Origin of the sequence: Kribbella hippodromi (assembly GCF_039531045.1) — a bacterium.
Classification (GTDB): domain Bacteria; phylum Actinomycetota; class Actinomycetes; order Propionibacteriales; family Kribbellaceae; genus Kribbella; species Kribbella hippodromi.
In genome coordinates this window covers 98,292-118,439 of sequence record NZ_BAAAPH010000024.1, presented here as the reverse complement: position 1 = coordinate 118,439, position 20,148 = coordinate 98,292, and the positions used below count along the sequence as shown (strand labels likewise).

Here is a 20,148-nt window from a genome sequence, read left to right as displayed (position 1 = left end):
TTCTCTGATGATCGAGGTGCCCTATTTGGCCTTGGCCAGCGTGTCGTTCCACGCCTTTTCGGCGTCGTCCAGCGCCTGCTTGGCCGGCTTCGTGCCGGACATGAACGCCCGCACCTGGTCGTCGAACAACTGCCGCAACTGCTCGTCGTTCCCGGAGCCCAGCGACGCGTCGACGCTCTGCTTGAACGTGTCCACCAGGATCTTGCGGGCCTGATCCGCCGGCGTGCTGCCGCTGATCTGGGTGAAGAACGGGTCCTCCAGCGCCTTCACCGAGGACGGGTAGATCGGCACCAGCTTGCACAGCGCGAGCTGCTGCTCGGGCGCGGCGACGTACTTGAGCCACGCGGCCGCGGCGGCCTGGTTGTCCGACTTGGCCGGAATCCCCATCACCTGCTGGCCGGGCATGTAGTACTTGCCGCCGGCACCGGTCACCGGCGGACCGACCACGATCGACGAGTACACCGCCGGCGAGTTCTTCTCGACGTTCAGCAGCGAGCTGGACACGGCCACCGGGTTGAACGCGATCAGCTTGTTCTCCAGCGACTGCGGCAGATCACGCTGGTTCTCGCCGAGACTGCCCGGCGCGATCACGCCCGAACTGAACAGCGTCTTGAACTTCTCCAGCAGCGCCAGCGTCTCCGGCGTGTTGAACGCGGCCTTCTTCTTGTCCTCGGAGAGCAGCGGAATCCCATCGGCCTGCACGACACTCGAGTACGCCATGAAGTTGGTGGCCGACTTGCCGGTCGCATCGTGGTACTTCGTCGCCAGCGCGAGCGCATCGTCGTACGTCTTCGGCGGCTGCGCCGGATCGAAACCAGCTTTGGCCAGCAGATCCTTGTTGTAGAACGCGAGCGACGTACCGCCGTTGTACCAGGGGATCGCGATGCGCTTGCCGTCGACAACCATCGGTTCGGCCAGGTTCGGCAGGTACGCGGCAACGTCCTCCTTGCTGAACAGGCTGTTCAGGTCGGTCATCGAGCCGCCGAACAGCCCGCTCGTCGCCGAGGTGAAGTTGACGACGTCCGGCACCTTGCCGCTGGCGATCGCGGCCAGCAGCTTGGTGGTGATGTCCTGTCCCGGCACATCCACCCACTTGATGTGTACCTTCGGGTGTTCTTTCTGGTACGCGTCGATCCACTTCTGGATGTCCGAGCCGTAGTTCTTCTGCAGGTTGATCGTCCACCACTCGACGTCACCGGAGTACGCGTCGCCGGACTGTTTCGGTTCGTCGCCACCGGCCGGACTGCCGGAGACGCAGCCGGCCAGCGCGAGCACGAGAGTGGCAACGAGTGCGAGTCGGAGTCGGGCCATTGATGGCTCCTCAGAATGAGATGTCCTAAACACACTTTACAGACACCAGAGTGTTGGGCATCGCATCGAAGGAGTCAACGGATCACGCCAGATAATTCTGGAGTTGGCGCTTCCAGCCGAGCAATCTCTACGCTACGGTTCCGGTCTGAAAGCTAGGTTTCAGACACAAGGAGCATGTATGCCGGGTCTGAAGGGCCGCGTCGTCGGCCAGCACTGGTACACGCCGTATGCCTTCATGCTGCCCGGCCTGCTGTTCTACGCGGCGATGTTCGCCTGGCCGGCCGTGATCGCGATCCAGCTCGCGTTCTCGGACTACGACATCGTGCACCCGGTCCGCTTCTCCGGCCTGGACAACTTCATCGAGCTCGGGCACGACCCGCGGGTCTGGATCGCGCTCCGGAACTCTCTGCTCTTCGTGGTGATGTTCCTGCCGCTGACCGTCGTCGTGCCGCTGTTCCTGGCGATGCTGGTGAACCTCAAGCTGCGCGCGATCCAAGCGTTCCGGATGCTCTATTACCTGCCGGTGATCACGTCGATGGTCGCGGTGGCGGTCGCCTGGCGGTACGTCTTCAACCGCGAGGGCGTGGTCAACTGGATGCTCGGCCTGTTCGGCGCCGGCCCGATCGACTTCCTGCTCGACCGGCACTGGGCGCTGCCGACCGTCGTCCTGCTGGAGGCGTGGAAGAGCGCCGGGCTGTTCATGATGATCTACCTGGCCGGCTTGCAGGCGGTGCCGTCCGAGCAGGTCGAGGCGGCGACGATCGACGGCGCGAACGCGTGGCAGCGGCTCCGGCACGTCGTCGTCCCGGCGCTGCGGCCGACGTTCGCGGTCACGCTGGTGCTCAGCATGCTCGAGGCGATGCGCGCGTTCGAGTCCGTTTACGTGCTGACCCGCGGCGGTCCGCTCGACTCCACTCTCACCCTCGGCTACTACATCTGGTCGAAAGCCTTCGAGGACTACGACATGGGTTATGCGAGCGCCGTCGGCCTGCTGCTCTGGGCGATCATGATCGTCCTGGCCGGCTTCAACCTGCTGGTGACCCGGCGGAGGGACGTCTGATGCGCCGCCGGATCGCGCTGTACATCCTGCTGATCGCGGTGGCCGCGCTGTTCATCGGCCCGTTCCTGATCCTGCTCAGCTCGGCCACCAAACCGGCCAGCCAGGACGTGTTCGGGTTCCCGCCCGACCTGATTCCACGTCCGCCCGTCGCGACCTGGTTCCGGGAGGCATGGACGACGATTCCGTACGCACGGTTCGTCCTCAACTCGCTGATCTACGTCGGCATCACGATCCCGGTGTACCTGGTGGTGTCCGCCCTGACCGCGTACCCGTTGGCGCGGATCGCCTTTCGCGGTCGCGGACTGTTCTTCATGCTGTTCCTGTCGATCATGTTCCTGCCTGGTGAGCTGATGCTGATCCCGCGGTTCCTGGTGATGAGCCAGCTCGGACTGACCGACACGTTCGCTTCGGTGATCCTGCCCGCGATCCTGTCCTCGCTCGGGATCTTCCTGCTCCGCCAGGCGTTCTCGCAGATCCCCGACGAGGTCATCGAGGCGGCCCGCGTGGACGGTGCGAACGAGTTCGCCATCTTCTGGCGGATCTGCATCCCGATCGTCGCGCCGACGCTCGCGGTGCTGGCGATCCTCGGATTCGTCTCGGTCTGGAACAGCTTCATCTGGCCGCTGGTCGTGCTGACCAGTCAGTCCAAGTTCCCGATCGCGCTCGGCATCGCGTACCTGAGTGGTGTCTCCGGGACCGATGTCCGCGGCCTCGCCGCCGGCACGGTGATCTCGCTGATCCCGGTCGTTCTGGTCTTCCTGCTGCTGCAAAAACGCATCCTCAACAGCATGGGCGGTGCCGTCAAAGGCTGACCACCGCCCTGCATCCCGTCCACCTTGTGAGGAAACATGCACCCACAGCTCAGCCGCCGTACACTCATCCTCGGAACCACAGCGGGCGGCGTCGCCGCCTGGGCCGGTCTCCCAACCCTGTCAGCCTCCGCGGCACCACTCGTGTACGACTCACCCGAAGCGTTCGACGCGGCCCAAGCCGGCTATCTCGCGTCCAACCCACAGAACAACGAGGCCGGCCTGTACGCGTGGGGCGAGTCGTACTTCCTGCTCGCTCTGCTCCGGATGTACGAGGCGCATCAGGACGAGCGCTACCTGCGTACGTTCGAAGATCGCGCCCGGCACTTGCTGGCAACCACCGACCACGCGCGGCACGTACAGGACTACGCCGGCCGATCCGGCAAGGTCTGGCGCACCGCCGGCAACTACACCGCGGGTCATGGCGTGCTACCCGACGGAACCGGCCAGGCTGCCGTCCAACTGCGCTGGGCCGGATCTCGCTCGGCCGAGTCGACAGCTGAGGTATCCAACGTTGCCAACGGGTTTTTCGACCTTGTGCTCCGGAACCCCGCGACCACGGCGGTCGTGACGCTGCGAGGCGTGTCGCTCGACCCTACTGCACCGACGTATGTAGTTGCCGCAGTCAACAATGCGTACAACGCTTCGCTGCGTTGGACGGCTGCCGACCTCCGGCCGTCTCCTGCCGCCGCGCCCGCACCGGTCGCCGCGACGATCACCTTCCAGCCGCAGTACTACGTCTTCGCCGTGCACACCGGCATGCTGGCCTTCCCGCTGGCGCGGTACGCGCGGATGGTGCTGAAGTCGGCGAAACTCCGGCGCGGCAAGCGGCAGCAGTTCGCCCGGGACTTGCTCGCGGCGGCGACGGAGGCGGTCGCGTTCCACGATCCCGAGTGGGTTTCGCGCCCTGACGGCACCGGTGATTACGTCTGGCCGAAGGGTGCGCCGATCCCGTTCGACGGCACGATTCAGCCGTACAACCAGAGTCAGGGCATCGGGCAAGTACTCGTCGAGCTGTTCCGGGCGACCGGGAATCCGCATTACCGGAGCCGGGTAGTGCAGCTGCTCAAGGCGTACGTACCCGCGCTGCGAGTCGTCGACGGTGCCTACGTGTGGACGTACTGGCCGCCGTACAGCGAGTTGTACGCCGGGTACGCCAAGACCGCCGGGATCTCCGAGTACACCCCGTCGTACCCGGCCTCGAAGCAGATCGAGGATCTGAGTCACGCGGCGATCAGTACGGAGTTCGTGCACGCCGCGTACGACGCCGGGATCACCGCGGGACCGGACGTCCAGCTGTTCACGAAGACGTTCACGCAGAAGTTGATCCGGTCCGCGACGGAGGTCTGGTACCGGGTGGACGGGACCGGCGATGCAGTACCTGCCAACGCGGTGCAGTGCGCCCGATGGGGTGCGTACGCCGAGCAGGATCTGCTGGTGTACCAACAGTCGTTGCGCGTGTACGACGCCGTGCAACTCGTACCTGTGCAGGGATCGCATGCACTCGGCATCGCGTACCTGAACTGGGCGAAGAACTCTGGTTGGAGGAACAAGTGAGACTGCTCCGAATCCACACCGACGACGGGCTACGGGACGCCGTCCTGACCGACGACGGCCGGGTGGCGACGTTGCCGGGCGCGGCCGAGCCGTTCGACCCGGTGCGGTGGCGCGCGCGGGCCTCGGAGGCGGAGGCGGCGGTGGACTTCGACAGCGTGCGGATCGCGCCGCCGCTGAGTCCGGGAAAGATCGTCTGCGTCGGCTTGAATTACGCCGACCACGCGGCCGAGGGAGGGCAGCAGGCACCGGCCGAGCCGATCCTGTTCCTGAAGGCGCCGGACACCGTGGTCGGTGCGTACGACGACGTGGTGATCCCGCGGGGCGGTGAGAAGACCGACTGGGAGGTCGAGCTCGGCGTCGTGATCGGCCGCACCGCCGCGTACCTGGCCGACGAAGCCGAGGCTCACGAGCACATCGCGGGGTATGTCCTGGTGAACGACGTGTCCGAGCGGCACTTCCAGCTCGAGCGCGGCGGGCAGTGGGACAAGGGCAAGAACGCGGCGACGTTCTGCCCGCTCGGTCCGTGGATTCTGACCGCGGACGAAGTGCCCGACCCACAGGCGATCAAGCTCGGCCTGGACGTGAACGGTGCGGTGCTGCAGGACAGCTCGACGGCCGAGATGATCTTCGGCGTCGCGCACCTCGTGCACTACATCTCGCAGTTCATGACGCTCTATCCGGGCGACGTGATCAGCACAGGTACGCCGGCCGGGGTCGGCGCGGGGCAGAAGCCGCCGCGGTACTTGCGGGCGGGGGATGTGATGCGGAGTTGGGCGGAAGGGTTGGGGGAGCAGGTTTGTAGGGTGCGCTAACGACAGGACGTAGTCATCTACGTATACGACCGCGCACGCCTGGGGTGTCCGCGAAATCGGCGGATTTCGCGGACACCTCCTGTCGTTAGCGTCCCAATGCGGACGCGATGGTGCTGGCGATAGGGGTGGTGGGGCGGGTGATGAGGGTGCTGAGGTCGGAGCCGCGGCTGGAGAGGAGGCCGCGCTCGATCGCGTTGTCGACGCCGACCAGGATCGGCGCGAACTGCTCCGGGACGCCCGCAGCGGTGAGTACCTGCAGGTGTTCCGCGGGCGAGACGTTGTTGTAGGCGACGTTTTGGCCGGACTGCTTGGCCAGCTCGGCGGCGTACTCGGTCAGGGTGTAGGACACGTCGCCGTTCAGCTCGTACGCCCGCTTCTCGTGCCCGTCGCCGGTCAGCACGACAGCCGCGGCGGCCGCGTAGTCACGGCGCGCGGCCGATGCGATCCGGCCGTCACCCGCGCTGCCGATCACGCCATGCGCGAGCTGGACCGGGATCTGGTCGGTGTAGACCTCGCTGTACCAGCCGTTGCGGAGGAACGTGTACGGCAGACCCGAATCGAGAATGGCCTGCTCGGTGGCGCGATGGTCGTCCGCCAGGTCGAAGTCGGCCTCCGGGCCGCCGAGCACACTCGTGTACGCGATCCGCGCGACGCCGGCCTCCTTCGCGAGCGCGATCACGGTCTTGTGCTGGTCCAGCCGGTTCGGATCGAGGCCCGAGATCAGCAGCACCGTGTCGCCGGCGCCGAACGCCTTCGCCAGCGCGTCCCGGTCGTTGTAGTCGGCGATCCGCACCTCGACGCCGCGCTCGGCGAGCGGAGCGGCCTTCGCGGCGTTCCGCGCGACCGCGACGATCTGATCGGCGGGAACCCGCTGGAGCAGTTCGTCGATGACGAGACTGCCCAGCTGGCCGGTGGCGGCGGTGACGACGATACTCATCCGTACTCCTTCGGTGATGTCAGCTTGTGTCACCGACGTTAGGCGGCTGGACCGAGCGGCCGTATGTCTATCAAGCGCATATTTATGTCTGATCGTCTTGATCGGCGCGAGTATCATGATCAGTATGGACGTACTGGCCGATGTCGTCACCGCGATGAAGACCGGCCCGGCGACCTCCGGGCGGTCCGACGTCCGCGGGCCGTGGGGGCTGCGGTTCGTGCGCTCGTCCGGCGCCACCTTCCACCTGGTCCTGCAGGGCACGGCGTGGTTGCTGCCGCCGGAGGGCGATCCGATCCCGCTCGGGCCGGGCGATGCCGTACTGCTGCCGCGCGGCCTGGATCATGCGCTTGCCGACCACCCTGACTCCCCGTTGGTCGACTTCGATCCGACCATGGAGGAGCCGCTGGACGGACCGGGCGCCCGCGCGCTGCTGTTGTGCGGGACCTACCGGTTGGATCGTGAACGGCCGCATCCGGTGTTGAGCAGGCTGCCCGACGTGGTCGTCGTGCCGGCCAATCCGGGGCGGCACCGGTCGTTGCATACGGCAATCAGTATTTTGGGCGAGGAGCTCGACGCTCGGCGGCCTGGTTCGGCGGCTGTCGTGCCGGCGCTGGTTGACGCGTTGCTGGTGCTGATCCTGCGGGCTTGGTTCGAGGACAGCAACTGCCCGACCGAGAGCGGGTGGGCGCGGGCGTTGACCGATCCTGCTGTGGTGCAAGGGTTGGAGCTGATTCACGAGCAGCCGGGCGCGGCCTGGACGGTTGCCGAGTTGGCGGCAGGTGTGGGGTTGTCGCGGGCGGCGTTCGCGCGCCGGTTCACGGATGCGGTGGGGGAGCCGCCGCTGACGTACTTGTCTCGCTGGCGGATGACGACCGCGGCGCGGTTGCTGCGAGACCACGACCGGCCGCTCGCCACGGTCGCGAAGCAGATCGGCTACACGTCGGAGTTCGCCTTCGCGAAGGCGTTCAAGCGCGACTTCGGGGTAGCGCCGGGGACTTACCGCAAGCAGCTCGCCCTGGCCTAACGGGTAGTGGTCGGGTCGTCCGGGCGCAGTGTTGCGACCAGTTCGCCGCGGCTGCGGACGCCGACCTTGGTGAACGCGGACTTCAGATGGTCCTGGACAGTGTGCGGTGAGATCGACAGCCGGTCCGCGATCGCGGCCGTGGATTGGCCGGTTATCACCTCGAGGCAGATCTCTTGTTCGCGGGCGGTCAGCCCGTACGCGGCCAGCAGCATGCCGACCAGGTGCCGCCCGGACGCCGGCTCGATCGTCACAACCACCTCGTCCTCGGCGTCGCCGATCAAGCGGCTCCCTTGTAGTACGACCCAGCCGCCGGACGCCGTTTGTACGCGCGCCTGGAACGTGCCGGATCGCGCCGCCTGGGTGCCGGTGACGACCGCGCGGAGCAGTACGCCGAAGCGGCCGGGGGCGATCTCGTTGAGTTCGTCCTGCCAGATCCGGGCGGCCGCGGTGACAGCGCGCGGTACGCCCGTCGGCCCGGTGACGACGATCGCCGGGCCGCCTCCGCCGCGGTACCCGTGGGCGTCCGTCCGCACCGCCACCCGGGTCGCGGCCCCGATCACCGGCGCGACCGACCCAAGAAACTCGATCTCCCGATCGTTGAAGTCCGAGCCGGCGCGGACGAATCCGGCCGCGCCCCAGCAGTCCCCGTCGACGGTGAACGTGGTCCGCACCTCGTGCTCGAGGCCGAGCGGCCGCCACACCTCGTTCAGCCGCCGGTGCCCGACCACCTCGCGGTACGGCAGGTCGGAGAGCCGCGCCACCGGATGCCCAGTGCGGGCCAGTTCGGCGAACGAGTTGGGTACCGATCCGGCGTACTCGGTCTCGGCCAGCCGCGGCTCGTACTCGGCCGGAATCCGCGCCCGGCCGCTGGTCATCGAGCTGATCACCAACGTGCCCGGGTCGATTCCGGCCCAGCAGGTCAGCTCGCTGCCGACTACCCGCTCGACCACTTCGATCGTGGCCGCGTGCAAGTCCACGACGCCCATCCCCGACGTCCCCAGCGCCGCGATGTCCCGGCGCGCGGCCCGCGCCCGGCCCTCCCACATGCGCTCAGTATGCGCCGCCGCCCGCCCGCCGCCTATCCCACAAATGTGGGGAATCCGGACCGGTGATCGAGCCTCGCGGTGCGGGATTCCGGCCGCGTACGTGGGTGCTTAGCGTCGCTCGCATGGACATTGGGGTGCTGTTGTGAATGGCGCCGCGCAGGTGCTTGCGGTGGTGATCGCCGCCCTGCTGGCGTCTGTCTGGCTGATGGAGTCGTTCTTCTACCGCAATCCCCGGCTGTATCCGCTGTTCCTGCTCAAGCCGGGCGACTTCGGCGCGGTGCGGTTGTGGATTGTGAATCTGGGTTTCTACAACCTGACAACCGGCGTCGCGCTGGCGCTCGGCGTCGCGCTGGCCCGGACCGGGCACGTTCCGCAGGGGGAGGCGCTGGTCGCGTTCACCGCGGCTCAGCACATCTTCCTGGCGCTCGTTCTGCTCGTCACGGAGCGGCGACTGTGGCTGAACAGCCTGCTGGAAGGCGTTCCTGCCACGGTTTTGCTCATTCTCGTCCTGTAGGAAAGTTACCGAAACTGCGCAATCATGGGCATGAACCACCAACACACTCTCAAGGTTCCCGAAGAGTTCGACTGATCCGGGAGCCTGCCGCCCTGAGTGCCCGTGAAGGTGAGGCTCATGAGCCCAATCAGTCGCAGGACCCTTGTTCTCGGCGGACTCGCCGTGGCTGGGGCCGGCGCCCTACCGGCTGCCGCCCAGTCCTCGGTGATCACCGCCACCGCCGCCGTCCCGTACCCGTTCCAGCTCGGCATCGCATCGGGTGAACCAGATGCGAACAGCGTCGTGCTCTGGACCCGCCTGGCTCCAACGCCCTTGAATGCCGATGGTCAAGGCGGCATGGCGAATGCGGATGTCGCCGTGGATTGGCAGGTGTCGACCACAGACACGTTCAGCACGCTGGTCGCTTCCGGTACGGTCACCGCCAAGTACGCCGCTTCGCACTCCGTACATGTGGTCGCCGGCGGACTCAGCCCGGACTCCGACTACTTCTACCGCTTCCGCGCGCAGGGCCACCTCTCACCGGTTGGCCGGACACGTACTACGCCGGCGGTCGGTGCGGCCGGTCGTGACCTGTTGATGGCGTTCACCTCCTGCTCGCACTACGAGGAGGGGTACTTCACCGTCTACCGCCGCATGGCCGAGGAGAACCCGGGCGTCATCCTGCATCTCGGCGACTACATCTACGAGTACGGTGCGACCGCCGGCCGTACGCGGCTGCACCTCGGCAACGAGATCGTTTCGCTGGCTGACTACCGCCGCCGGTACGCGCAGTACAAGACGGACCCGGATCTGCAGGCGGCGCATGCGGTCGCGCCGTGGATCGTCGTACCGGACGACCATGAGGTGGAGAACAACTACGCCGGGACGATCCGCGAGAACAACACGCCTGCACTGACTGCGGCGCAGTGGACTGCGCGGCGGTCAGCTGCGTACCAGGCGTACTACGAGAACATGCCGCTGCGTCCGGCGCAGGTGAACAGCGGCAACAGCATCCAGTTGTACCGGCGGTTGCGTTGGGGGAGTCTGGCGACGTTCCACATGCTCGACACGCGTCAGTACCGCAGTGATCAGGCCTGTGGCGACGGATGGAAGCAGTGCTCGGACGCCGACCTCGCGAACCGCAGCCTGCCCGGCAATGCCCAGGAGAGCTGGCTCCTGGACGGTCTGGGCCAGCACCTGGGTACGTGGGACATCATCGGCCAGCAGGTGTTCTTCGCCCGGCGGTTCAGCTCCACCGGCGCGAGCATGGACTCCTGGGATGGGTACCGCGCGTCGCGGGCGCGCATCCAGCAAGGCTGGGTGGACCGGAGCGTACGGAACCCGGTCGTACTCACCGGTGACGTGCACCGTGCTTGGGCGAGTGACCTGAAGGCCGACTACAACAACGCGAACTCGGCGACCATCGGCACTGAGCTGGTGACCAGCTCTGTCACGTCCAGCGGTGACGGCGATGGCGCTACCACGGTGCCTGATGTGGGTATGAACCCGTGGCTGAAGTTCTACAACAACCGGCGGGGCTACGTACGCGCGACGTTGAGCCCAACCGAGCTGCGGGCCGATTTCCGGAACGTGGCAAAGGTGTCCGAGCACGGGGCCGCTGCGGCGACGGTGAAGTCGTTCGTCGTCCAAGAGGGCCGCCCCGGTCTGCAGGCGGTGTGATGATGAAGAAGATCTTCGCTGTCACCGCACTGACTGCCACCGTGCTGGCTTGCACTGCTACCACTGCCAACGCGCATGTCGCGACACCGACCTGGGTCACTGCGAACAGTGTGTCCACCGGTGACCAGGACACCCCGTCGATCGCCACCAACCGCAACGGGTACGTGGCGGTTGCCTGGGAGGACGACCGCGATACCGACAACGCGACGGACAACGTACACAGCGAGATCTACCTCCGGCTGTTCCACAACGGCGCTGCTGTGTACGAAACGAAGCTGTCTGCCGGTGGCAGTAGTGGTGTGACCAACTGGAGGCATCTGCATCCGGATGTAGGGCTGGACGACAAGGGCAACGCTGTAGTGGTCTGGCAGGACGATCCGGATGGCAACGGGTACTACAACATCCCCTATCGGGTGGTCAGTACGGCTGGCGCGGTTACTGCATCTGGTACCGCGAACAGCAGCGCTACCGGGCAGCAGATCAACCCGCGGGTCGCCGTGGACCCGGATGGTGCGCCAGCCGGTGCTGCTGTCGCATTCACTGTGGTCTGGGAGGACATCCAGACCGGTGGGCAACCGACAGTGAAGGCAGCTGGGTACACCGGTCCGACCACTCGTGCCTGGGAAGTCAGCGCGTCAGCCACGACCGGACAGAACCACAACCCGGACGTGGCTGTGTCTGCTTCTGGTGATGCGGTTGTGGTGTGGGACGACGACAGTGACGGCAACGGCTTCTACCAGGTCGGACTGGTTCGGCTTGGTCGCACCAACGGAGCGGCCACGCTGTCGCGGCGGTCGGCCAATGCGACGGCTGATGGTCAGCAACAGCACGCCGCGGTGGCAGCTGACTTCAACGGCGACTTCGCGGTCGCCTGGGAGTCGGACCACACCGGTACTGCCGGCGTCTGGACGCGGAGCTTCACGTCCACCGGTGCTGCGCGGTACGCGGACACGGAGGTTGGTGCTGGTGGCAGTGCGCCGTCCGTCGGGATCGACGATCAGGCGCAGACGGTCGTCGGCTGGACGGTGCAGGGTGCCGATCCGGACGTGTGGGTGCGTGGTTTCGGGACGGACGGCACTGACACCGGTCGGTTGTCCGCGCAGAAGCTCAGCTCGGTGACGACAGGGCGCCAGGAGCAAATGACGGTCGCGGTCTCCCCGTACGCCGAGGTCGCGGTGGCGTACACCGATGACAACGACGGCAACACGTACGACCAGGTGATGCTCGGGACGGGGATCTCGAACAACGGCTGGTGAACCGGTTGGGGCGATCGTGCGTATCTGTGGCTGAGAGGTGATCTCAGATGAAAACCACAGTCTTGTTGCTAGGAGCAACGGTAACCGCGCTGGGCGCCCTGACGGCCTGCGGGAGTAGTTCCACTGGAACTAGTAGCAGTGGAACTATTTCTCCGCCGGCGGCCGGTGGCGCGGTCTCCGTCCATGATGTGAGCGGTGTCGGTCAGACCCTCGTGGACCCGGCCGGGAACACGCTGTACTTTGCCGAGCAGGAGACCGGCGGCATGATCAAGTGCACCGGCGCTTGCGTGAGCGTCTGGGTTCCGGCTACCGGTACGTCCTCGGAGACCAAGGCGGTCAGCGGGCTGGGGCTGATGAAGCGGTCGGACACCGGGCAGGAGCAGCTGACGTACCAGGGCAAACCGTTGTACACGTTCAAGCTGGACAACGGGCCGAGCCAGAGCAAGGGAAACAACGCCAAGGACTCGTTCGGCGGGATGAACTTCACCTGGCACGCGGCAACCACCGGCGCAGCTGCCGCACCCTTCGTCGGGTACGTCCTCAGGGCCGTCGTCCGCACCGAGTAGTAGTGGTGGCGGCAACGGCTACTGAGCTGCTCTTTATTGCTTCTGGCAACAGCTTCAGTCGCGCGGGACCAGGCGAATGACCGGCAGCTCCCGGTCGGTCTTCTCCTGGTACTCGGTGAACCGGGGCGCCTCCGTCGTGATCAGCTTCCACGCCTCAGCGCGCTCCTCGCCATGCAACTGCTCGGCTCGAACCTGCACGGTTTCACCACCGACATCGATGCTGACCCGGTCGGGATGCGCGGCGAGGTTGTAGTACCAAGCCGGATTACTGGCCGCGCCGGCCGCAGATGCGACGATCAACTTGCTCCCATCGGCCGCCTGGAACCACCCGACCGGCGTCAGCCGCTCAGCACCGGACTTGCGCCCGATCGTCCGCAACACCAACGCGTCGACGCCCATCATCTTGCTACTGCGCCCACGCTGCAGCCGCCGGGACACCAGCACATTCGCCCACCGCAACACTCGCCCCTTGGGCTGCCGAGCACCGCGCGTACCCGCCCGCGTATCGAAACTCATCCTGCCTCCACCACTTCATGCACAGTGCGAGTGGTTCGCCCCGTGTCGTCGTGCCCGAACGGCTTCCCGTCCAGGTTGAAACTCCAGGAAACCGTCGGCGCGATCCGCAGGTACGTACCCACGCCGAACCGCCCATCCCGCTCGACCAGCTCCGCCTCGCCGTAGATCCGCAGATACCGCGGCACCCACGGGTCGACCGACGGCAGATCGTCCAGAATCGCCGCGACCTTGGTGTTCCCGGCCCGCACGTTGCGGAACTTCCGCGTCCGCGCCGGGTCGATCCCGCCTATGTAAAGGTGCGTTCCGTCGTACTCGAAACCGACCGGCACCGCGTCCGGCTGGCCGTCGGTGCTGACGGTCGCGAGCCGGGCGATCCGCTGGGACCGCAGGTAGGCGAGCTCCTCGTCGCTGAACGACATGCTGCGCTCCTTCGATGGTTAACGACACATACTGTACGCCCCATTAACCGTACATGCCATGTACCGTAGTTCCGTGGGTGAGACGTGGGCCGAGCAGCTTGATGCCGGTACCGGGCTGATTCAGCTGACCAGCCTGGTGCAGGGCATCTTCACGTCTGTTTCGGAGCGTCACGACCTGACGCCCGTACAAGCCCGGCTGCTCTGCGTGCTGATCGGTGGACCGCGTGGCATGGCTGAGTTGGCGCAGCTGTTCGGGGTGGAGAAGGCTGCGCTCACCGGGCTGATGGACCGGATCGAGAAGCGCGGGCTGGCGGCGCGTTCCGCGGTACCCGGCGACCGGCGGGCGGTGCAGGTGACGCTGACGGACGCGGGCCGGCAGGCGGCGACCGCGTTCCACGCCGACATCGGCGCGGCGCTCGGGCAACTGACCGACGCGATCCCGGCCGCCGACCTCGAGCGCTTCCGCGCCACCATCGCCGGCATCGTCACCAAGTGCCGCCCGCCACTGCCGTGACGAGCAACTGCTGTGACGAGCCGCCGTCGTGACGAGGTGCCGCAGGTCACCGTCCAGCGGATGAGCAGTCCGGCGCCTCGGACAGCGTTTACCCCTACCATCGGAGCGTGTCCGAGCCGCTGAGTACCTGAGGTGTCCGCCGTCGTCGGTGCTTTCGGCGCACTGGTCGCAGTGGCCGTGCTCGGGTACGTCGTCGGCCTCCTCGGCGTACTGCGCTCCCATGACGAACTAGTACTGTCCCGGCTCGCGTTCTACGTGGCCACACCGGCGCTGATGTTCACCACGGTCGCCCGCGCGGACCTGCGAGCGATCTTCTCGGTCGTACTGGTCACCAACCTGGTCAGTCTGTTCGCGGTACAGGTGCTGTTCCTGCTGGTCGCCGTTCTGATCTGGCGGCGCACCCGCTCCGAGGCGACGATCGGCGTACTCGCATCCTCGTACGTGAACGCCGGCAACCTGGGCGTACCGGTCGCCGCGTACGTACTGGGCGACGGCGCTTTGGTGGCGCCGATCGTACTGTTCCAGGTCCTGGTGATGGCACCGGTCGCGTTCGCCGTACTGGACGGTGACCGCCAAGGCAGCGGCCGCCGGGTATCGCTCCGCACGGTCATAACCCGCCCCCTGCGCAACCCGCTGACGGTCGCGTCGCTACTAGGCCTACTGGTGTCACTCCTGGGCATCCATCCACCAGACCTACTGATGCGCCCCATCGACCTGGTGGCAGCCGCCGCAGTCCCAGTAGCACTGATCGCCTACGGCCTAAGCCTCAGCGCCGGCACCAAGAACTCAATCACCCTCCGCCGAGACGTAGTCCTGGCGGTAGCCCTCAAAACCCTCGTCCAACCCCTGATCGCCTACACCACCGCCCGCTACCTCCTGGACCTCCACGGCCCCGCCCTACTGGCCCCCACCCTCCTAGCAGCCCTACCCACAGCCCAAAACGTCTACGTCTACGCCGTCCAATACCGAGCCAGCCAAACCCTCGCCCGCAGCGCAGTCCTCCTCAGCACCCTCCTCTCCATCCCCGTCATGGTCCTAATAGCCGGCCTACTCGCCTGACCCACCCCACGCCGTCAGCAGTTGGTCAGGCGTCACCGACTGAACCCCGTCGACGGAAGTACCAGCCCGGGAGACGGCGATCAGTGGCGTGGCGTCGTCCGCCCCCGGCAGCTGCGACCTGTGGACGAGCAACCGTGCCAGGTCATGCGCGTCGAACGCCTTCTCAAGCCACTTGATCGACCCCACCGCGGTGATGCGCTGAGCGATCGGACCCCGGTCCGCCGCGACCAGGTCGATCTCCGGATCGTTGGTCCTCGTCCAGTACCCGCCGACTGTGCCGGTGCCGGCCGGCAGACCGCCCTCGCGCATCCGGAAGAGGGACTCGCGAACGACGGGCTCGATGGCACGTCCGCGCCACGACGACCACGACTGCCTGATACGCGCCAGTGTCAGGTCGCCACGGCCTCGCTCGACCTCCGCGAGATGCGGCCCCAGAAACGCGAGCCAGAAGCGCAGATGGGAGTCGGCGACGTAATAGCGAGTCTCCTTGGACGGGTGGGTCGACAGCGGCGTCACAGCTTCGATGACACGCTTGGAGCTCAGGAGGTGGAGTGCTCGATTGAGGCTGGTTGCCGGCATGCCACCCGCGGCCCGGCCGATCAGTGTGCGGGTACGCTCGCCGGACCCGATCGCCGACAGCACCAGCCGGGCCTGCGCGTCGGCTGGGAACTCGGCGGCCAGGGATCGTTCGCCGCTGACGATGAGGGCGGAAGTCGGATCGGTGACGGCGTCGGCCAGGTAGTCGAACGGGCCGCCGTTGACTGGCCATTCCTCGAGCACCAAGGGCAGGCCGCCGGAGACCAGAAAGGCATCGAAGGCGTCGGCCGGTCCGAGTCCGAGCATCTCGGCGACATCGGCCGGGCTCAAGGGCGGTACCACCATCTCGGTACCCCTTTGGTGGAACGGCCGGTCGTACTCGTTCAGTCGCTCCATCATCGCGAGATCCGATCCCACGCAGAGCAGCAGCATGGGCTTACGGGACAGCTCGCGGTCGTACAGCTTCTGCAGAGTGCCTTCGAAGCCGGGGTCGTTGGCGATCAGGTAGGGCATCTCGTCGAGTACGACGATGCTGGGTTGATCGGCCGGTATGGCGGCCGCGAGCAACTGCAACGCGGCATCCCAGTCGCGCGGCAATTGTCCCGCGAACAAACCGGCCTGTGGGAGCGTCGATGCGGCACCAGCCTCGACGAACAGTCGCAGGTCGGTGGCGGTATTCGACTGTGCCGACGCGGTGAAGAAGAAGCTTGGCAGCCCAGAGCGCTCGATGAACTCCTCGACGAGGCGTGACTTCCCAACCCGCCGCCGCCCTCGAACGAGTACTGCCCGGCCCGGTCGCCCGGTCAGCCCGCGGCCCTCGACCCGGTGCAGCAGCCGGCTGAGGGCAGCGAGTTCGCGAGCACGGCCGTAGAAATGGTCCACTGATTCCACCTCGGATCATTCCACACTTGATACATCCAAAAATGAACATACCAAATTTGGACATCTTCTTCGATGGAGAGGTCCGGACAGCTTCAGGCTTCGGTGAGCGGGATGCCTGGTGGCAGTTTGGTTCGAGTGGGTCAGCGCATGGCTTTGAAGGCTTCTTCGGCTACGGGTTCTACCTGGTCGACGTTGACGCCCTCGTTGGCGGACTGGGCGATGACGGTGAGGGTGTTGGAGCCTCGGTAGCACTGGGTCGGGAGGTTGCCGGTGGATTCGACGCAGGTGGACTTGCCGACCTTCTTGATCTTGTCCGGGGTGGCGCCGGAGTCCGCGACGGTCTTGTCGATGTCGACCTTGCCGCGCAGGGCGATGATGACGAACATCCGGTTGCCGTCGACGGTCCCGTACGCCTCGACTGTTGCTTGTTTGCCGTTGTTGATCCGGCTGAGCGCTTCCCGGGTCTGATCGAGCTGCAGCTGGTCGCGGATCTCCTTGTCGGTGATCCGATCCAGCCCGGCGAGCTTGGCGGGCGGGTTGATCCCGCGCTTGGCGTTCAAGGTGCTGAGCGGCCCCAGCCCCCACTGGTACCCGGCCACCGCCAGCACGACCAGCAAAACCACCGCCCCACCAACAGTCACCCAAGCCCCACGCAACCCCCGCCGCTTCTTCTTCCCCTCCGCCTTGGAATCCTCCGCCGCTTTGGAATCCTCCGCCGCCTCGGGGTCCGCGACCTTTGTGTCCGCGACCTTGGTGTCCGCCGGTCCAGAACCCGCGACCTTGGTGTCCGCCGGTTCAGCATCCGCCACCTTCGGGGCCTCCGCCGGGACAGCCGGGATTTCCGTGGTGTCGGCGGTTGTTTCGGACTTGGGGTTGGTGGGGTCGGTCATCGGGTGGCTCCTCGGACGTACGGTCGCGGGGTGCGGCTCATCGGTGGTCCCGATGCTTCCACATCTGGGCAAGCTGGTGTCGCAGGGTAGTCGAACACCGTGTACGCAGCGATGCCCGCCTCCCCAGCCGGAGAGACGGGCACCACTCACAACCAACCAACGCGAATCGGCAAACCACCGACGCGCCCATCAACCTCAGAGCGTGGCGACGACCTTTACCGTGTCCGAGTCGTCGGCGTGCCAGATGATTTCGCCGGTGATGCGGCCGGCGGCACGGAGGTCAGGCTCCGCGCGCTCGGCCAATGTCAGCCGGGCGGCCGGTCCGGAGACCTCGACCTTGCTGACCTCGGTCTTCATCGACACCTGCGCTTCGGACTTCGCGCCGCGGATGCCGGCCAGGACCTCCGACACCGCGTCCAGCACCTCGGGCTCCTGCTCGGCGACCGCGAGGTCGGCCTCGACCGTCGGCCAGGACGCGACGTGGATCGAGCCGTCCTGCCACCACGACCAGACCTCCTCGGTCGCGAACGGCAGGTACGGCGCGAGGAGCCGCAGCTGCACCGACAACGCGACCGCGAGCGCCGCCTTCGCGGAGGCCGCGCCGGCCTCGCCCTGACCGCCGTACGCGCGCTCCTTGACCAGCTCGACGTAGTCGTCGCAGAACGTCCAGAAGAACCGCTCGCTGATCTCCAGCGCGCCGGTGTAGTCGTACCGCTCGAAGGCCGCAGTGGCGTCCGTGACGACTGCCTGCAGCCGCCGCAGCATCGCCAGGTCGACGGCCTCGGTGACCGCCGCCGGGTCGGCCTCGACGACCGCCTCCGGGTCCGCCTCGGTCGCGCCGAACCCGAGCACGAACTTCGACGCGTTCAGGACCTTGATCGCCAGCCGCCGGCCGACCTTCATCTGCGACTCGTCGAACGGCGAGTCCAGCCCCGGCCGTGCCATCGCCGCGCGCCAGCGGACCGCGTCCGACCCGAACTTGTCCAGGATCTCCGACGGCACCACCGCGTTGCCCTTGGACTTGGACATCTTCTTCCGGTCCGGGTCGACGACGAACCCGGAGATCATCGACCGCGCCCACGGCAGCGTGCCGTTCTCGAAGTGCGCGCGGACGACGCGGGAGAACAGCCAGGTACGGATGATTTCGTGCGCGTGGGTGTTCAGGTCCATCGGGAACGTCCGCCGGAACAGGTCCTCGTCACGCTCCCAGCCACAGACGATGTGCGGTGTCAGCGAGGACGTCGCCCAGGTGTCCATCACGTCGGGGTCGGCCTCGAACCCACCCGGCTTGCCGCGCCGGGACTCGTCATATCCCTGCGGGGCCTGCGAGGTCGGGTCGATCGGCAGCTCGGCCTCGGACGGCATCAGCGGGTGGTCGTAGTCGACCTCGCCGTCGGCGTCGATCGGGTACCAGACCGGGAACGGGACGCCGAAGAATCGCTGGCGGGAGATCAGCCAGTCACCGTTCAGGCCCTCGACCCAGTTCAGGTAGCGGTGCTTCATGTGCTCCGGAACCCAGGCCAGCTCGTTGCCGCGCTCGATGAACTCCTGCTTGAGCCCGGCGTCGCGGCCGCCGTTGGTGATGTACCACTGCCGGGTGGAGACGATCTCGAGCGGCTTGTCGCCCTTCTCGAAGAAGTTCGCCATCCGGTCGGTCTTCTTCGGCTCGCCGTCCAGGTCGCCGCTCTCGCGCAGCTTCTGGACGATCAGCTCGCGGGCGCTGAACACGGTCTTGCCGGCCAGCTCGCCGTACAGCTCCGCCGCGGAACCCTCCAGCCAGGCCGGGGTGTCGCGGAGCAGCCGGCCGTCGCGGCCGATCACCGTCCGGACCGGGAGCTGCAGCTCGCGCCACCACTGGATGTCGGTCTGGTCACCGAAGGTGCAGCACATCGCGATCCCGGCGCCCTTGTCCATCTCGGCGGCGGGATGCGCGAGCACCGGAACCTCGACCCCGAAGAGCGGCGACTTCACCGTCGTCCCGAACAACGGCTTGTAGCGGTCGTCGTCCGGGTGCGCGATCAGCGCGACGCAGGCCGGGATCAGCTCCGGGCGGGTGGTCTCGATGTAGATCGGTCCGTCGGCGCCGTGGAAGGAGATCCGGTGGTACGCGCCCGGGTACGGCCGCGGTTCCAGCTCGGCCTGCGCGACGGCGGTCTGGAACGTGACGTCCCACATCGTCGGCGCCTCGGACAAGTACGCCTCGCCGCGGGCGAAGTTGCGCAGGAAGGCGCGCTGCGACGTACGCCGCGACTCCTCGGAGATCGTGGTGTAGAGGTACGACCAGTCGACGCTCAGCCCGACCTGCCGCCACATCGCCTCGAACGCCTGCTCGTCGATGTGCGTCAGCTCACCGCACAGGTCGACGAAGTTCTGCCGGGAGATCGGGACCTGCTTCTTCGGGTCCGGCTTCTCCGGGGGCGTGAAGTCCGGGTCGTACGGCAGTGAGGGGTCGCACTTGACGCCGTAGTAGTTCTGCACCCGGCGCTCGGTCGGCAGGCCGTTGTCGTCCCAGCCGATCGGGTAGAAGACCTCCTTGCCGCGCATCCGCTGGAAGCGGGCGACCAGGTCGGTGTGGGTGTAGCTGAAGATGTGCCCGACGTGCAGCGAACCGGACACCGTCGGCGGCGGCGTGTCGATCGAGAACACGTCGGCGCGCTCCGCGGTGCGGTCGAAGGCGTAGGTCTGCTGCTCCTTCCATACGGCAGCCCACTTCTCCTCGAGACCGTCGAGGCTGGGCTTGGCTGGAACACGGGACGTCTGGCTCATGCGCACAATGTTAG

19 protein-coding genes are annotated in these 20,148 nt (G+C 66.8%); 11 read left to right on the top strand and 8 right to left on the bottom strand.

What is annotated here, in order from left to right; genetic code table 11:
* Positions 1 to 21: 21 nt before the first annotated feature.
* A complete protein-coding gene (locus ABD260_RS30755) occupies positions 22 to 1,311 on the bottom strand; it encodes an ABC transporter substrate-binding protein (protein ID WP_344239168.1) in 1,290 nt (429 codons plus the stop codon).
* Between the two features lie 178 nt (positions 1,312 to 1,489).
* Here ABD260_RS30755 and ABD260_RS30750 point away from each other — a divergent pair, with 178 nt between their 5' ends.
* Genes ABD260_RS30750 through ABD260_RS30735 form a run of 4 tightly spaced genes read left to right on the top strand, consistent with a single transcriptional unit; the run spans position 1,490 to position 5,549 of the window.
* Positions 1,490 to 2,371: a carbohydrate ABC transporter permease gene (locus ABD260_RS30750; RefSeq protein ID WP_344239166.1), complete on the top strand. Its 882-nt coding sequence runs from the start codon at positions 1,490 to 1,492 to the stop codon at positions 2,369 to 2,371.
* Complete coding sequence (locus tag ABD260_RS30745) at positions 2,371 to 3,183, top strand: carbohydrate ABC transporter permease (RefSeq protein WP_344239164.1); 813 nt, start codon at positions 2,371 to 2,373, stop codon at positions 3,181 to 3,183. The genes ABD260_RS30750 and ABD260_RS30745 overlap by 1 nt, the downstream gene beginning before the upstream one ends.
* 36 nt (positions 3,184 to 3,219) lie before the next feature.
* Positions 3,220 to 4,737 carry a hypothetical protein gene (locus tag ABD260_RS30740; protein WP_344239162.1) on the top strand — a complete coding sequence of 506 codons (1,518 nt, stop codon included), beginning with the start codon at positions 3,220 to 3,222 and terminating at the stop codon, positions 4,735 to 4,737.
* A complete protein-coding gene (locus tag ABD260_RS30735; protein ID WP_344239160.1) occupies positions 4,734 to 5,549 on the top strand; it encodes a fumarylacetoacetate hydrolase family protein in 816 nt (271 codons plus the stop codon). The genes ABD260_RS30740 and ABD260_RS30735 overlap by 4 nt, the downstream gene beginning before the upstream one ends.
* A gap of 85 nt (positions 5,550 to 5,634) precedes the next feature.
* On the opposite strand, the gene ABD260_RS30730 is transcribed toward ABD260_RS30735, so the two are convergent.
* Positions 5,635 to 6,486, bottom strand: coding sequence for an NAD(P)H-binding protein (locus ABD260_RS30730; protein WP_344239158.1), 852 nt, complete (start codon positions 6,484 to 6,486; stop codon positions 5,635 to 5,637).
* A 124-nt stretch (positions 6,487 to 6,610) separates the two neighbouring features.
* Here ABD260_RS30730 and ABD260_RS30725 point away from each other — a divergent pair, with 124 nt between their 5' ends.
* Positions 6,611 to 7,510, top strand: coding sequence for an AraC family transcriptional regulator (locus ABD260_RS30725; RefSeq protein ID WP_344239157.1), 900 nt, complete (start codon positions 6,611 to 6,613; stop codon positions 7,508 to 7,510).
* Here the strand turns inward: ABD260_RS30725 and ABD260_RS30720 are convergent.
* Positions 7,507 to 8,556, bottom strand: coding sequence for a helix-turn-helix transcriptional regulator (locus ABD260_RS30720; RefSeq protein ID WP_344239156.1), 1,050 nt, complete (start codon positions 8,554 to 8,556; stop codon positions 7,507 to 7,509). The two genes, ABD260_RS30725 and ABD260_RS30720, sit on opposite strands and share 4 nt — an antisense overlap.
* Before the next feature lie 142 nt (positions 8,557 to 8,698).
* Here ABD260_RS30720 and ABD260_RS30715 point away from each other — a divergent pair, with 142 nt between their 5' ends.
* The 4 genes from ABD260_RS30715 (at position 8,699) to ABD260_RS30700 (ending at position 12,551) form a co-directional block, all read left to right on the top strand.
* The gene (locus ABD260_RS30715; protein WP_344239155.1) at positions 8,699 to 9,070 is read left to right on the top strand and encodes a DUF1304 family protein; all 372 of its coding nucleotides are present in this window, start codon (positions 8,699 to 8,701) and stop codon (positions 9,068 to 9,070) included.
* 117 nt (positions 9,071 to 9,187) lie between these two features.
* Positions 9,188 to 10,729, top strand: coding sequence for an alkaline phosphatase D family protein (locus ABD260_RS30710; RefSeq protein WP_344239153.1), 1,542 nt, complete (start codon positions 9,188 to 9,190; stop codon positions 10,727 to 10,729).
* A 2-nt stretch (positions 10,730 to 10,731) separates the two neighbouring features.
* Complete coding sequence (locus ABD260_RS30705; RefSeq protein ID WP_344239151.1) at positions 10,732 to 11,985, top strand: hypothetical protein; 1,254 nt, start codon at positions 10,732 to 10,734, stop codon at positions 11,983 to 11,985.
* Positions 11,986 to 12,173: 188 nt separating this feature from the next.
* Complete coding sequence (locus tag ABD260_RS30700; protein ID WP_344239149.1) at positions 12,174 to 12,551, top strand: COG4315 family predicted lipoprotein; 378 nt, start codon at positions 12,174 to 12,176, stop codon at positions 12,549 to 12,551.
* A gap of 54 nt (positions 12,552 to 12,605) precedes the next feature.
* Here the strand turns inward: ABD260_RS30700 and ABD260_RS30695 are convergent, their stop codons facing one another.
* Both ABD260_RS30695 and ABD260_RS30690 read right to left on the bottom strand, forming a co-directional pair.
* Positions 12,606 to 13,067, bottom strand: a complete 462-nt coding sequence (locus ABD260_RS30695) for a nitroreductase/quinone reductase family protein (protein ID WP_344239147.1) — start codon at positions 13,065 to 13,067, stop codon at positions 12,606 to 12,608.
* Positions 13,064 to 13,486 carry a PPOX class F420-dependent oxidoreductase gene (locus tag ABD260_RS30690; RefSeq protein ID WP_344239145.1) on the bottom strand — a complete coding sequence of 141 codons (423 nt, stop codon included), beginning with the start codon at positions 13,484 to 13,486 and terminating at the stop codon, positions 13,064 to 13,066. Before ABD260_RS30690 ends, ABD260_RS30695 begins: the two co-directional genes overlap by 4 nt.
* Positions 13,487 to 13,559: 73 nt before the next feature.
* Between ABD260_RS30690 and ABD260_RS30685 the strand changes: the two genes are divergently transcribed.
* Together ABD260_RS30685 and ABD260_RS30680 are read left to right on the top strand one after the other, a co-directional pair.
* Positions 13,560 to 14,000 carry a MarR family winged helix-turn-helix transcriptional regulator gene (locus tag ABD260_RS30685; protein WP_344239143.1) on the top strand — a complete coding sequence of 147 codons (441 nt, stop codon included), beginning with the start codon at positions 13,560 to 13,562 and terminating at the stop codon, positions 13,998 to 14,000.
* Between the two features lie 132 nt (positions 14,001 to 14,132).
* Positions 14,133 to 15,059: an AEC family transporter gene (locus ABD260_RS30680; RefSeq protein ID WP_344239141.1), complete on the top strand. Its 927-nt coding sequence runs from the start codon at positions 14,133 to 14,135 to the stop codon at positions 15,057 to 15,059.
* Here ABD260_RS30680 and ABD260_RS30675 read toward each other — a convergent pair.
* The 3 genes from ABD260_RS30675 to valS all read right to left on the bottom strand — a co-directional run bounded on the left by ABD260_RS30675 (position 15,048) and on the right by valS (position 20,134).
* Complete coding sequence (locus ABD260_RS30675) at positions 15,048 to 16,487, bottom strand: ATP-binding protein (protein ID WP_344239139.1); 1,440 nt, start codon at positions 16,485 to 16,487, stop codon at positions 15,048 to 15,050. The two genes, ABD260_RS30680 and ABD260_RS30675, sit on opposite strands and share 12 nt — an antisense overlap.
* A gap of 131 nt (positions 16,488 to 16,618) precedes the next feature.
* Entirely contained in the window at positions 16,619 to 17,368 is a 750-nt protein-coding gene (locus ABD260_RS30670; protein WP_344239137.1) for a hypothetical protein, read from the bottom strand.
* A gap of 195 nt (positions 17,369 to 17,563) precedes the next feature.
* Complete coding sequence (gene valS / locus ABD260_RS30665; protein ID WP_344239135.1) at positions 17,564 to 20,134, bottom strand: valine--tRNA ligase; 2,571 nt, start codon at positions 20,132 to 20,134, stop codon at positions 17,564 to 17,566.
* Positions 20,135 to 20,148: the final 14 nt, after the last annotated feature.

Excerpts from the sequence above, each read along its gene's own strand:
- ABD260_RS30690 (WP_344239145.1), bottom strand. The coding sequence starts at position 13,486 with ATGTCGTTCAGCGACGAGGAGCTCGCCTACCTGCGGTCCCAGCGGATC.
- ABD260_RS30705 (WP_344239151.1), top strand. The coding sequence starts at position 10,732 with ATGAAGAAGATCTTCGCTGTCACCGCACTGACTGCCACCGTGCTGGCT.
- ABD260_RS30710 (WP_344239153.1), top strand. The coding sequence starts at position 9,188 with ATGAGCCCAATCAGTCGCAGGACCCTTGTTCTCGGCGGACTCGCCGTG.
- ABD260_RS30730 (WP_344239158.1), bottom strand. The coding sequence starts at position 6,486 with ATGAGTATCGTCGTCACCGCCGCCACCGGCCAGCTGGGCAGTCTCGTC.
- ABD260_RS30670 (WP_344239137.1), bottom strand. The coding sequence starts at position 17,368 with ATGACCGACCCCACCAACCCCAAGTCCGAAACAACCGCCGACACCACG.
- ABD260_RS30720 (WP_344239156.1), bottom strand. The coding sequence starts at position 8,556 with ATGTGGGAGGGCCGGGCGCGGGCCGCGCGCCGGGACATCGCGGCGCTG.
- ABD260_RS30750 (WP_344239166.1), top strand. The coding sequence starts at position 1,490 with ATGCCGGGTCTGAAGGGCCGCGTCGTCGGCCAGCACTGGTACACGCCG.
- ABD260_RS30745 (WP_344239164.1), top strand. The coding sequence starts at position 2,371 with ATGCGCCGCCGGATCGCGCTGTACATCCTGCTGATCGCGGTGGCCGCG.
- ABD260_RS30755 (WP_344239168.1), bottom strand. The coding sequence starts at position 1,311 with ATGGCCCGACTCCGACTCGCACTCGTTGCCACTCTCGTGCTCGCGCTG.
- ABD260_RS30740 (WP_344239162.1), top strand. The coding sequence starts at position 3,220 with ATGCACCCACAGCTCAGCCGCCGTACACTCATCCTCGGAACCACAGCG.
- ABD260_RS30695 (WP_344239147.1), bottom strand. The coding sequence starts at position 13,067 with ATGAGTTTCGATACGCGGGCGGGTACGCGCGGTGCTCGGCAGCCCAAG.
- valS (WP_344239135.1), bottom strand. The coding sequence starts at position 20,134 with ATGAGCCAGACGTCCCGTGTTCCAGCCAAGCCCAGCCTCGACGGTCTC.
- ABD260_RS30725 (WP_344239157.1), top strand. The coding sequence starts at position 6,611 with ATGGACGTACTGGCCGATGTCGTCACCGCGATGAAGACCGGCCCGGCG.